Origin of the sequence: Allobosea psychrotolerans (genome assembly GCF_002917105.1) — a bacterium.
GTDB lineage: Bacteria > Pseudomonadota > Alphaproteobacteria > Rhizobiales > Beijerinckiaceae > Allobosea > Allobosea psychrotolerans.
In genome coordinates this window covers 223443-236329 of record NZ_PQFZ01000009.1, presented here as the reverse complement: position 1 = coordinate 236329, position 12887 = coordinate 223443, and the positions used below count along the sequence as shown (strand labels likewise).

At 66.6% G+C, this 12887-nt stretch carries 10 protein-coding genes; all 10 read right to left on the bottom strand.

All coding sequences use genetic code 11. The annotated features are described in order from the left end of the window. Positions 1–1736, bottom strand: a 1736-nt coding sequence (locus tag CYD53_RS17030) for a HAMP domain-containing protein (protein ID WP_146055942.1), incomplete at its 3' end; no start/stop codon positions are given. A 233-nt stretch (positions 1737–1969) separates the two neighbouring features. Beyond that, positions 1970–2812 (bottom strand): carbohydrate ABC transporter permease, encoded by an 843-nt coding sequence (locus tag CYD53_RS17025; protein WP_245928282.1) that lies wholly within the window; start codon positions 2810–2812, stop codon positions 1970–1972. Next, complete coding sequence (locus CYD53_RS17020; protein ID WP_103719263.1) at positions 2809–3732, bottom strand: carbohydrate ABC transporter permease; 924 nt, start codon at positions 3730–3732, stop codon at positions 2809–2811. Before CYD53_RS17020 ends, CYD53_RS17025 begins: the two co-directional genes overlap by 4 nt. 7 nt (positions 3733–3739) lie before the next feature. Further along, positions 3740–4996, bottom strand: a complete 1257-nt coding sequence (locus CYD53_RS17015; RefSeq protein WP_210202361.1) for an extracellular solute-binding protein — start codon at positions 4994–4996, stop codon at positions 3740–3742. A gap of 193 nt (positions 4997–5189) precedes the next feature. After that, positions 5190–6149 carry a tRNA pseudouridine(55) synthase TruB gene (gene truB / locus CYD53_RS17010; protein ID WP_245928281.1) on the bottom strand — a complete coding sequence of 320 codons (960 nt, stop codon included), beginning with the start codon at positions 6147–6149 and terminating at the stop codon, positions 5190–5192. Continuing rightward, positions 6142–6591 (bottom strand): 30S ribosome-binding factor RbfA, encoded by a 450-nt coding sequence (rbfA, locus tag CYD53_RS17005; RefSeq protein ID WP_103719260.1) that lies wholly within the window; start codon positions 6589–6591, stop codon positions 6142–6144. Before rbfA ends, truB begins: the two co-directional genes overlap by 8 nt. Before the next feature lie 155 nt (positions 6592–6746). Continuing rightward, positions 6747–9611, bottom strand: a complete 2865-nt coding sequence (gene infB / locus CYD53_RS17000) for a translation initiation factor IF-2 (protein WP_103719259.1) — start codon at positions 9609–9611, stop codon at positions 6747–6749. Continuing rightward, positions 9608–10336, bottom strand: a complete 729-nt coding sequence (locus tag CYD53_RS16995) for an RNA-binding protein (RefSeq protein WP_103719258.1) — start codon at positions 10334–10336, stop codon at positions 9608–9610. The genes infB and CYD53_RS16995 overlap by 4 nt, the downstream gene beginning before the upstream one ends. A gap of 14 nt (positions 10337–10350) precedes the next feature. Then, positions 10351–11946, bottom strand: a complete 1596-nt coding sequence (gene nusA / locus CYD53_RS16990) for a transcription termination factor NusA (RefSeq protein ID WP_092172551.1) — start codon at positions 11944–11946, stop codon at positions 10351–10353. Between the two features lie 5 nt (positions 11947–11951). Continuing rightward, a complete protein-coding gene (gene rimP, locus CYD53_RS16985) occupies positions 11952–12635 on the bottom strand; it encodes a ribosome maturation factor RimP (protein ID WP_103719257.1) in 684 nt (227 codons plus the stop codon). Positions 12636–12887: the final 252 nt, after the last annotated feature.

The following is a 12887-nucleotide window of genomic DNA, read 5'->3' as shown; positions in this document are numbered from 1 at the left end:
GCGGCCTGCCTGGAGGCCTGGGCCGAGGCCTTCACCGAGGCGGCGAGCTCCTCGGTCGTGGCCGCGGTCTCCTCCAGCGACGAGGCCTGCTCCTCCGTGCGCTTCGACAGGTCGTCGGCGCCCATGGTGATCTCGCGCGCGGCCAGGCCGACATCCGCCGAGGTCGTCTGGATCGTGCGCACCGTCGAGGACAGCCGGTCGACCGTCTCGTTGATCGCGCCCTTGAGCTCGGCGAACTTGCCGCGATAGGCGGTCTCGATCCGGGCGGTCAGGTCGCCGCCCGCCACCGCCTGCAGGGCGGCGGCGAATTCGGATGTGGCGCTGTCGACCACGGCGTTGATCTCGTTGATGCCGGCGACGAGCTTCTGCATCTGCTCGTCGGCATGCTCGATCTCGAGCCGCGCCGAGAAATCGCCCGACGCCGCAGCTGCGACGACCTCGCCGACATCGGAGACCACGGCCTCCATCGACTGCGCCCGCGCCAGGCGAGCGGCCGAGGCCGTGCGCTCCGATTGCTCGAGCTCGCGCATCTTGACCAGATTGTCCTGGAAGACCGACAAGGCGCTCGCCATCGCTCCGATCTCGTCCTGATGCCTGATCCGCGGCAGCGCTGCATCGAGATCGCCCTGAGCCAGCTGCGTCATCGCCGTTGTCATCTGGGCGAGCGGGGTGGTGACGCGCGAGCGCACCACGACATATCCGGCGGCGGCGATCAGCAGGCTGACGAGCAGAACGGCGCCATATGTCAGAAGTTCGGCAAAGGCCTGATTCGCGGTCGCATTCGCTCCTGCGATGGCCCGGTCCAGCGCGGTGTTGGCGACGGCCGCGATGGTTTCGAGCGCGGGCACGATCTCGCTGCGCCACTGGTCGACCGACATGCTGGGCTTGCTGCCTGAGGTCGCCTGCGCGACGATCTTTTCGCGCATCTCCTTGACCGGGCCGGAGAAATAGGTGGCTTGGCCCGTGGCGATGGCGGCCTTGATCACTGGGTCGGTCTGGGCGGTGTCGGCCATGTCGCGCAGGGCCTGCCAGCTGGCCAGCGCGCTGGCGTCATTGCTCAACAGGATGCGCGTCTCCTTCGCGTCGAAGGGGCGCTGCTGCGCCGTGATCGTGCTGACCATGATGCCGGATGTGCCGGCATAGGTGCGTGTCGCCCAGGAGAGCGCGCGAGCGACCACGAGTTCGGTCAGAGCCGGATTGAGAGCGCGGATCTCGCTGTCGACGGCCAGTGACGTCTTGTCGAGGCTGACCAGCAGCTTCTCGCCGATGGCGAGGATGCGCTCGGGCATCTGCTTGTCGCGGCCCTCGACCGGCAGTTTGAGGTCGCCTTCGACGCTCTCGCGCAGCTTGCGATTCTCGTCATAGATGGCGGCGAGGTCGCGCTGGAACGGCGCTAGCGCCGGGCGGTTCGAAGCGGTCAATACCGAATTCGCCTGTGCCATGGCTTCGTCGACCTGCTTGCGCCGCTGCAGATAGGTGGCGATCGAGGACTGATTCTTGTCGCTCGGCAGGATGACGGCGCTCTGCATCGAGGCGCGCTCGAGCCGGAAGGCGCCGAGCGCATCGAACAGGTTCCGGTTCAATCCCGCCAGCCCGACAACCTGCTGGGACACGCCGTAGCGCTTGTAGGAAGACCAGATCTCCTGAAGCGTCAGGCCGCCGGCCGTCAGCGCCATCGCACAGATCAGGCCGATCAGGATATGCCTGATCGACAGCTTCGAAGTCGACAATGTCATACGCGGTCCCCGCTCGCCCCCCGGCCGCGCGCGCTTTCTGCCGCACGGCAACAGGATCAAATTGTCGCAGAAGCCTTGAAATTGCGTTTACGTTTGATTTACCAACCTATGGGTGCAGGTGATTCCAAGTAGAATTGCAGGTTGAAGACGCGATAGGGCGCCAATTCGCCGCTATCGATCGAGCCCGCCGCGATCAGCGTATCGCGCTGGTTGGTGGCTGATCCGCGGGCGCCCTATTTCACGACGCCCTGCGTCATCCCGGCGATGAATTGGCGCGATAGCACGATGTAGACCAATGTGATCGGCAGCGCCGCGATGGTGAGCCCGGCGAACAGCATGCCCCAGTCGGTCGCGTACTCGCCGACGAATGTGGTCAGGCCCTGCGGCAGCGTCTTGCGCGCATCGCTCTGGATGAAGATCAGCGGGAAGAAGAAATCGTTCCAGACCGGCACGGCATTATGGATGCCCGCGATCACCAGGGGCGGCTTGCACAGGGGCAGCATGATCGACCACATGATGCGCGGCTCGGAAGCGCCGTCGATGCGGGCGGCATCCTCGAGTTCGCCGGGCAATGTGCGCAGGAAGCCCGTCATGATGAAGACCGTCGATGGCAGCCCCATCGCGACATAGATCAGGATCAGCGAGAGCCGCGAATCGATCAGCCCGAGCCCGTTCATCTGGACGAAGAGCGGGATGATCGCGAGCTTCAGCGGCAGCATCAGCCCGGCGAGGAAGATCAGGAAGATCGGCGTTGCCAGTGCAAACCGGTAGCGTGCGATCGCGTAGGCCGCCATCGTTCCCAGTACCAGGATCAGCACGACCGAGACGCCCGTGACCAGGATCGAATTGCCGAGATAGCGCAGGAAGTTGGCTTCCTCGACGATCCGGACGAAATTGTCGATATTGCTGAAATCGGGCGGCGCGAAGGGCCTGGCGAAGATCTCGGCCGTCGGCTTGAACGCAGCGAACACCATGATCACGATCGGGTAGAGCATCAACGCCGAATTCAGGATCAGCAGGAGCTGGACCATGCCGGCACCAGCCAGATCGGCGGGACGAGCGGGCCACCGCGTCACAACGCGATCTCGCGTCGGCGCAGGCGGATCGTCGCCGCCGTCGCGACAGCCGCCATGAACAGGAAGAGCAGTGTCGCCAGGGCCGAACCATGGCCGAAATCCTGAACGCTGGCGCTCTGGTTGCCGAAAGCGAGGCGGTAGAACACGAGGCCGAGCACATCCGTCGAACCGAAGGGCGAACCTTCGAGGCCGGTCATCAGATAAGGCAGCTCGAACCAGTTGAAGGCGCCGATGAAGAGCAGGGTGAAGGTCACCGTCGCGCTCGGCGCCGCCAGCGGCCAGACGATGCGGCGCAGAACCTGGATCTGGCTCGCTCCATCGAGTTCGGCGCTTTCCAGGACTTCGCGCGGAATGCGCTGCATGCCCGCAAGGAAGACCAGCGTCGGGAAGCCGATCCAGTGCCAGGCATTGGCGAAGATCAGGGCGGCAAGCGCGGTGCGGCTGTCGCCCAGCCAGGGCAGGGCGAGGTTGCCCAGCCCCGCCGCGTTCAGCGCGCCGTTCACCGCACCGAAATTCGGATGAAGCAGCAGCTTCCACAGGAAGGCGACGATCACGCTCGACAGGATGACCGGCAGGAAGACCGCGACCCGGTGAAAGCGAAAGCCGAAGGGTTCGCGGTACAAGAACCAGGCGAGCAGGAAGCCGCCGCCGTTCTGAACCACGAGCAGGGCCGCAAGCACGATCAGATTGTGTCCGAAGGCGCGCATGATCGGCTGCGCGTAATGCGGCTTCGTGAACAGGTCGACGAAATTTCCGAGACCGACGAAGGCCTCGCGCGACAGGCCATGCCAGGAGAAGAAGGCATAGGAGAACGCTGACAGGATCGGATAGACCACGAACGCCGCCATCACCGCAAGGGGCGGCGTGACGAGGAACGTCACCCAAACCCGGTGGCGGCTGGCCGAACCCATATCCGGCATGGCTCAGCTATTTCTTGAACGGCGCATAATAGGTCGCGATGCCCTTGGTGATCTCGGCGCCGACTTCGGCGGGCGTTGTCTGCCCGGCCAGCATCTTCTGCACGCCCGCCTGCAGCAGCACCGAGCCGGAGGGCTCCTGGTAGCGGAAATGCACCAGCATGAGGTAGGACATCGCGTTTTCGTTGAGCTTCATCACCCGCTGCACTGCCGGCGCTTCAGCTTTCACCCCCTTGATCGGCGAGACGTTCTGCAGAGTGCCGCTCAGCATCGTCCCGAACTCTGGCGTGCCGAGCCAGCGCACCAGCTTCAGCGCCGCCTCCTTCTTGTCCGTCCTGGCGTTCACGGCATAGCCGCCATCGTAGAAAACGGCGACGAGCGGCGGCTCGCCTGCCTTGGCGGGCGGGGACGCGAAGACGCCGAGCTTGAGGCGCGGATTCTGCTTCTGAAAGGCTGCGACCTCGTAGGAGCCGCCGGCGAACATCGCCGCGCTGCCGGCGGCGAAGAGCTGCTGCGACGAGGCGTAGTCGATGCCGGAGAAATTCGGCGCGAAATAGTCCTTGAGCTCGTTCAGCCTGGTCAGCGCGCCGACGAAGCGCGGATCGGTGAAATCGGCCTTGCCCGAAAGCAGGTCGGCCTCGAACCCCTTGCCGAGCAGGGACGAGAGCAGCGCCTGAACGATGGTCTCGTTCTGCCAGGCTGTGGCGGTGCCGTTGGCGAACGGCGTCACACCCTTGGCCTTGAGCGCCTTGCACAGCGCGACGAGCTCATCCCAGCTTCCGGGAGGGGTGACGCCATGCTTGGCGAAGAGTTCGGTGTTGTAGACCACCAGCATGGTCTGCGAGGCGAAGGGCAGCGCATAGACCTTGCCATCGGCGCGCAAGCTCTCGGCCGCCAGCGCCGAATCCGGGAAATTGGCGGTCTCGGGCGCGTTGGTCTTGTCGAGCGCCATGAGATAACCGGGCTTGGCGATGCTCTCGAGATTGCCGTAGGCCCGCACCTGCATCACATCGGGCCCGCGCCCTCCCGCCAGCGCCGTCGAAAGGATGGTCTGGTAGTTGGCGGGCTCGAAGCCCTCGAATCTGACCTTGATGCCGGGATTGGCCTTCTCAAACGCCTGGAAGAACGTCTGATAAGCCGCGCGATCCTCCTGACGCCAGGTCCAGAAGGTCAGCTCCGTCTGCGCGGAGGCGATGCCGGAGAATCCGCCGACAAGTGCGACAGCGGCCGCGGCGGCGATGCTGAGGCGGCGAGTGATCGCGATCATCGTTTCCATCCCCTGACGTCGGGCCGCATCTGGTCGCGCAGCACCGGCTCTATGGTCTCTAACAGGTCTGCCCACCTCAATCTATTTTGGCCGCTGGGCCGATGCAATCGCGATTCAGGGCGGAGTGCTACAAGACCAGTTCGAGACCACAAACGCCGCCAGAAATGCAACGCCGCCAGAAAGGGACCGGAAACTACAGGTTGAAGACGCGGTGCGGCACCAATTCGCCATTGTCGATCGAGCCGGTCGCGATCAGCACGCCGCCTGATGTCGCATAGACGGCCTGCGCTTCGACCGGTGCGTCGCGCCCGCGCAGCAGCACGCTCTGGCCGCGCTTCAGGCGCAGCGCCGCGTCGCGATGGACGACGATCTCAGGGATCAGGGCCAGCGCGGTCTTCACCGGCAGGAGCGCGGCGGTCGCCGCTTCGGGGCTCTCGCGCAGGCTCTCGACGCTGGCTGCATCCGCGACGCTGAACGGGCCGACGCGGGTGCGCCGGAGATGGGCGACATGCCCCAGGCAGCCGAGCGCCAGGCCGAGGTCGCGTGCGATCGCCCGCACATAGGTGCCCTTGCCGCATTCGGCCTCGAAGGTCGTGGTCTCGGCGCTGTGGCTGACGATGCGCAGCGCATCGATCTCGACGGGCCGCGCCTGCAGCGTCACCTCCTCGCCCTCGCGAGCGAGATCATAGGCGCGCTCGCCGGCGATCTTGATGGCGGAGTATTTCGGCGGCACCTGCTGGATCGTCCCGGTGAAGCGCGGCAGCAGCGCGGTGATCGCGGCTTCCTCCGGACGGGCTTCCGAAGTGGCGATGACCTTGCCCTCGGTGTCGTCGGTGTCGGTCTGGGTGCCCCAGGCGACGGTGAACTGATAGGCCTTGCGCCCGTCCATGACGAAGGGAACGGTCTTGGTCGCCTCGCCGAGTGCGATCGGCAGCAGGCCCGAGGCGAGCGGATCGAGCGTACCGGCATGGCCGGCCTTCTTGGCCGAGAAGGCGCGCTTCACCACGCTGACGGCATGGGTCGAGGTCATGCCGACGGGCTTGTCGAGCACGACCCAGCCATGCACGTCGCGCTTCTTCGGGCGCGGCGCAAAGCTGCGAGCTTCATCCTGCGCCGGCAGGGTGGCGTCTTCGGCAGCGGCGACCTCACTCATCGTCCTGCCCTTTCTCATCCTGGTTCGGGCTGTCCTGCTGAATCCGCAGCGGCTGCTTCAGGATGTCCCGGCGCACCTTGTCGGAATACAGCAGCGCATCGACGCGCTCGGCCTCGGCGAAGCTCTCATCCTGCAGGAAGCGGACATCGGGCGCATATTTCAGGTTCACGCGGTGGGCGATCTCGCCGCGGATGTAGCGCTTATGGTCGGTCAGCGCCTTGAGCACCGGCTTCACGTCGCCGCCGCCGAGCGGCATGATGAAGCAGGTTGCGAGCTTCAGATCGGATGAAAGGCGCACCTCTGGCACGGTGATGACGTGCTTGGCGAGGACCTCGTCGTGGATGTCGCCGCGCGCGAGCAACTCGGCGATGGCGTGGCGGATCAATTCGCCGATGCGCAACTGCCGCTGCGAGGGGCCAGAAGGTTTTGCTGGTCTTGCCATGGTTCTCGTTCTCCGGGATCGGACCGGATTAAACGTCATGGCCGGGCTTGACCCGGCCATCTCTTGAAGGATGAGGCGCTGGACGGCGCTCTTTTCGTCACGAGATGGTCAGGGCAAGCCCGACCATGACGCGCTTCCTTGGGGAAGCGGCCGCTTTACAGCGTCCGCTTGATCTCTTCGACGCGGTAGCACTCGATGACGTCGCCCGGGCGCATGTCCTGGTAGTTCTCGAAGGACATGCCGCATTCCTGGCCGGCCACGACTTCCTTGGCGTCGTCCTTGAAGCGCTTGAGCTGGGCGAGTTTGCCCTCGTGAACCACGACATTGTCGCGGATCAGGCGGACATTGGCGCCGCGCTCGATCGTGCCGTCGGTGACGCGGCAGCCGGCGATCTTGCCGACCTTCGAGACCGCGAAGATCTCGAGGATCTGGGCATTGCCGAGCATGGTTTCGCGCAGGGTCGGAGCGAGCAGGCCCGACATCGCCGCCTTAACGTCATCCACGAGGTTGTAGATGATGTTGTAGTAGCGGATTTCGACGCCGGCCCGTTCGGCCGCCTCGCGCGCTTCCTTATGGGCGCGCACGTTGAAGCCGATCACGGCCGCGCCCGAGGCCTGGGCCAGCGTGATGTCGGATTCGGTGATGGCGCCGACGCCCGACTGAAGCACGCGGGCGCGCACCTCCTCGTTGCCGACCTTCTCGAGCGTTCCGACGATGGCCTCGACCGAACCCTGCACGTCGCCCTTGATGACGAGCGGGAATTCCTTGCGGCCGGCGCCTTCCTTCAGATCGCGCATCATTTCGGCCAGCGAACGACCGCCGCCCGATGCACCGCCGCGTGCGGCGACACGGTCACGGCGCTGACGTTCGCGGTAATCGGTGACCTCGCGGGCGCGGGCCTCGGACTCGACGACCGCGACGCGGTCGCCGGCCTCCGGCGTACCGTTGAAGCCGAGCACCTCGACCGGCATGGAGGGCGGAGCCTCCTTGATCTGGGCGCCGGTGTCGGCAATCAACGCGCGCACGCGGCCCCATTCGGCGCCGGCCACGACGATGTCGCCGGTGCGCAGCGTGCCGCGCTGGACGAGAACGGTCGCGACGGGGCCACGGCCGCGATCGAGCTTGGCCTCGATCACGGTGCCTTCGGCAGCGCGCTCGGGATTGGCCTTGAGATCGAGCAGTTCGGCCTGCAGCGCGATGGCCTCGAGCAGCTTGTCGAGGTTCTGGCGCGTCTTGGCCGAAACTTCGATTTCCAGCGTCTCGCCGCCGAGCGACTCGACCTGGATCTCGTATTGCAGCAGCTCGGAGCGCACCCGGTCGGGGTTGGCATCGGGCTTGTCGATCTTGTTGATCGCCACGATCAGCGGCACCTTGGCCGCCTTGGCGTGATTGATGGCCTCGACCGTCTGCGGCATGACGCCGTCATCGGCCGCGACCACGAGCACGACGACGTCCGTCACCTTGGCGCCGCGGGCGCGCATCGCCGTGAAGGCGGCGTGGCCGGGCGTGTCGATGAAGGTCACCTTCGCGCCCGAAGGCGTCGTCACCTGATAGGCGCCGATATGCTGGGTGATGCCGCCGGCCTCGCCGGAGACGACATGGGTCTGGCGGATCGCGTCGAGCAGCGAGGTCTTGCCGTGGTCGACATGGCCCATGATGGTGACGACGGCGGGACGCGACTCAAGCATCTCGTCGGTGTCGGGCGTGTCGAACAGGCCTTCCTCGACGTCGGATTCGGCGACGCGCTTGACAGTGTGGCCCATTTCCTCGGCGACGAGCTGGGCGGTGTCGGCGTCGATCACGTCGGTGATCTTATGCATCGCGCCTTGCTTCATCAGCAGGCGGATCACGTCGACGCCGCGTTCCGACATGCGGTTCGCGAGTTCCTGGATGGTGATCGTCTCGGGGACGATCACCTCGCGCATCACGCGCTCCTTGGCGACGTCCGAGGCGCGGTGGCCGGTCATGCGCTGGACGCGGCGACGGAAGGCCGCGACCGAACGCGTGCGCTCGTCATCGCCGCCGGTCGCAGTCGACAATGTCAGGCGACCGCGCGGCTTCTCGCCGACCTTGGGGGTCTTGGGGGCGGGCGCAGGTGCGCCGCGGCCGGGCGGGCCGCCTGGAGCGCCGCCGGGACGGCGGAACGCGGGCCGTGCCTCACCGTCATCGGGGCGGCTGCGCGGCGCAGTGCTGGACGGAGCCTGGCGGGCAGGCCTGACGACGGCCGGCTCGGCCGGAGCGGTCGTGTCGACAGGACGCGGCGGGCGCGGGGTGTCGAGGCGCGGCGGGCGCGAGTCCAGACGGGGCGGGCGGGCGCCGATATCGCGCATCGGCGTACGCGGGGCGAAATCGGGGCGCGGACCGGAAGGGGCCGGACGGGGCGCCTGGGCGTAAGCAGGCGCCTGGGCTGCCGGCGCAGCCGCCGGGCTGTCGCCTTGCGGAGCGGGCGTGGCGTCACGCGGCGGCTGCGGGGCGGCCGGGCGCGGAGCCTGCTGCTCCTCGTTCATGCGCTGGCGTGCAGCGCTTTCGGCGCGACGCTTGTGATCGTCTTCCTGGCGGCGACGCTCTTCTTCCTCGCGCTGGCGGGCGAGGGCGGCTTCGCGCTCCTGGCGCTCGCGCTCGATGGCGGCGGCGCGCTGGCGCGCTTCCTCCTCGGCGATGCGGCGGGCTTCCGCTTCACGGTCGCGCGAGTCGGAGAGTGCGCGCTGGCGGGCATCCTTCTCGTCCTCCGAGAGCGTGCGCAGCAGCATGCTGCCGGCCGGTCGCGTGATGGGAGCAGGCGCCGGAGCAACGGGGCGCGGCGCAGCCTGCTGGACCTGAGGCTGAGGTGCGCGCGCGATCGGCGCATCCTTGATCTCGGGACCGCCTGCGCGTCGCTTGACCTCGACGACGACCTGCTTCGAGCGCCCATGCGAGAAGCTCTGCCGGACAGTGCTCTGTTCGACAGGACGCTTCAACGTCAGGGTCTTCGGGGGGCTGACCGTCAAGGTCTTATCGCCCGGGGTCTTGGTATCGCTCATTCCGCGTTCGGTCCTGCCGGTTCGGTCGTTTGTTCGTCTAAGGGGTCGGAGTGCGCCGGGTGGTCAGGCTCCGTCGCACCGACATCGTCCGTCCTGTAGCGGACGAGCCGACGCCAGCGGAAGAGGAAACCCTCGGCCGCCGGACCCGGAGCAAGCGCCGCATGTATCACATGTGCCCGCCCCAACGCCAATTCCAAATCCGTTGCCGCAAAAATTGCGACGACGGGTGTCTTTCGTGCCTTCAATCCCGCGCTTTCACGGGCAATCTCGGCCCGCTTCAGGGCTTGTCCGATCTTGCGCCGGCCATCTTCGGCGCCGTCGCTGGCTTCGATCACCGCTGCGCAGCGACCAGATCCGATCACCGCCTCGACCTTGGCGAAGCCGCTCGAGACCAGCCCGGCCTTGTTAGCCATCGCCAGCGCCTGCAGCGCATCGCGCAGCATCAGGCCGTCGATCATCGCGACCAGATCGGCCGGCACGGTGATCTTCGCCTTGAGCGATCGCTCGAAGGCCTTGCGCTTCACCGCCTCGGCGACGGTCTTGGCGCTCAGGCTCGTCCAGACGCCTCGCCCCGGCAGCTTGCGCCGGAGATCTGGCGTCAGGACCCCCTCGGGCCCGACCACGAAGCGGATCAGGTCGTCGGGCGATTTCACCGCCCGGCTGACGACGCAGCTGCGCTCCGGGCCGTCTTTCCGCGTCTCGCTCATCGAGACAGCCCGTTGCATCCGCGCGATCCGGCTCAGGCCTCGGCCGATTCTTCGGCGGCGTCCGCCTCGGTCTCTTCGGCAGGGGCCTCGATCCAACCAGCCTTGACGCGCGCGGCCATGATCATGGCTTCGGCATCCTGGCGGGACAGATCATAGCCGTCGAGATAGCCGGCATGGCGGGTGGTTTCGCCATCCTTGCGCTCGGTCCAGCCAACCAGATCATCGGTGGCGCAGCCGGCGAGGTCCTCGACGTTCTTCACGTCGTTCTCACCGAGCGCAACCATCATGGAGGTGGTGATGCCCTCGACCTCGCGCAAGTCGTCCGCGACACCGAGCGCACGGCGCTTCTCGTCGAACTCGGCTTCGATCGTGGCGAGATACTCCTGCGCGCGCGCCTGGATCTCGGCGGCGGTGTCCTCGTCGAAGCCTTCGATCGCGGCGAGCTCGGAGGGCTCGACATAGGCGACCTCCTCGACCGTGCGGAAGCCTTCCGAAGCCAGGAGCTGGCCGACCGTCTCGTCGACGTTCAGCGCGTTCATGAAGATCTCGGTGCGCTGCAGGAACTCCTTCTGGCGGCGCTCCGACTCCTCGGCCTCGGTCAGGATGTCGATGTCCCAGCCGGTGAGCTGCGAGGCGAGGCGGACGTTCTGGCCGCGACGGCCGATTGCGAGCGAGAGCTGCTCGTCGGGCACCACGACCTCGATCTTGTCGGCCTCCTCGTCGAGCACGACCTTGGCGACTTCCGCCGGCTGCAGGGCGTTGACGACGAAGGTCGCGATATCGGGCGACCACGGGATGATGTCGATCTTCTCGCCCTGGAGCTCGCCGACGACGGCCTGGACGCGCGAGCCGCGCATGCCGACGCAGGCGCCGACGGGGTCGATCGAGGAATCGCGGCTGATCACGGCGATCTTGGCGCGGGAACCGGGGTCGCGAGCGACGGCCTTCACCTCGACGATGCCGTCATAGATCTCCGGCACTTCCTGGCCGAAGAGCTTGGCCATGAACTGCGGATGGGTGCGCGACAGGAAGATCTGCGGGCCGCGCGGCTCGCGGCGCACGTCGTAGACATAGGCGCGGGCACGGTCTCCGACCTTGAAGGTCTCGCGCGGGATCATCTCGTCGCGGCGGATGATCGCCTCGCCACGGCCGAGATCGACGAAGACATTGCCGTATTCGACGCGCTTGACCGCGCCGTTGACGATCTCGCCGATGCGATCCTTGTATTCGTCGTACTGACGGTCGCGCTCGGCCTCGCGGACCTTCTGCACGATGACCTGCTTGGCCGACTGGGCGGCGATGCGGCCGAAATCGAAGGGCGGCAGCGGATCGGCGATGACGTCGCCGACCTGGGCCGCCGGATTGTGGCGCTTGGCCTCGTCGACGGTGATTTCGGTCGCGCCGTTCTCGACGAGGTCGACGACCTGGAGATGGCGGGCCAGCCGCAGCTCGCCGGTCTTGGTGTTGATCTCGGCATGAACGTCGGTCTCGGCGCCGTAGCGCGAGCGCGCAGCCTTGGCGATCGCGTCCTGCATCGCATCGACGACGATCTGCCGGTCGATCGATTTCTCGCGGGCGACCGCGTCGGCGATCTGCAGCAGTTCGAGCCTGTTGGCGCTGACGACCATGGCGCTCACTCCTCTTCCGTTGTGTCCTGCGGAGCCTGTCCGGGCTTCTTGCCCGGGCGCGGACCCAGCGATTTTCCCTTGCCCTTCTTCGGGCTGGCGATCTCTTCGGCCGGCGGCATCTCGGGCGGCAGGCCCGATTTGCCACGGCGCAGCGATTCCGTCACGAGCGCGTCGGTCAGCACGAGGCGGGCCTCGGCGATCAGCGACATCGGAATGGCGACGTCGCGCTCCTCTTCCGATTTCGCATCGTCGCGGGCGAGCAGGGCATTGCCGCCATCCACGCCGCGCAAGATGCCGCGGAAGCGCTTGCGGCCGGCGACGACGGCTTCGGTATCGATCTTGGCGAGATGCCCGGCCCAGCGCTCGAAATCGCTCGCCCGCACCAGCGGCCGGTCGATTCCCGGCGAAGACACCTCGAGATGATAGGCAACCTGCACGGGATCATCAACGTCGAGCGCCGGCGAGACGGCCTGGCTGACGGCCTCGCAGCCCTCGACATTCATGGTACCGTCGGGCCGCTCGGCCATGATCTGGACCGTGCAGCCGTTCTGGCCGGTGACGCGCACGCGCACCAGCCTGTAGCCGAGATCGACGATCGCTGGCTCGACAATGGCCGCCACGCGCGCCGCCACGCCGCTTTCGACGACGAGGCGTGGCTCCTGCCCGGTGCTTGCTGTGGTTTCGTTCATACCTTGGCCGCCTGCATGGAGCTGAAAGTCATCCGGCTCCAAACCAACTCAGTGGACCATGATGTCGCCCGAAAACCGGTTTCCGCTCCATCGCTGAAGCGGGTCTTCGCTGTGGCATCATGCTCTGGCCCCGGCAGGGCTTCGGCCAATAAAAAAGAGCGGGCCGGCAGGCCCGCTCTTGATCATCGGCTGATACCGAAACCAGAGCTGTTACACGCTATTTAGTCTGGCTTGCCGACGCATGCAAGGTCT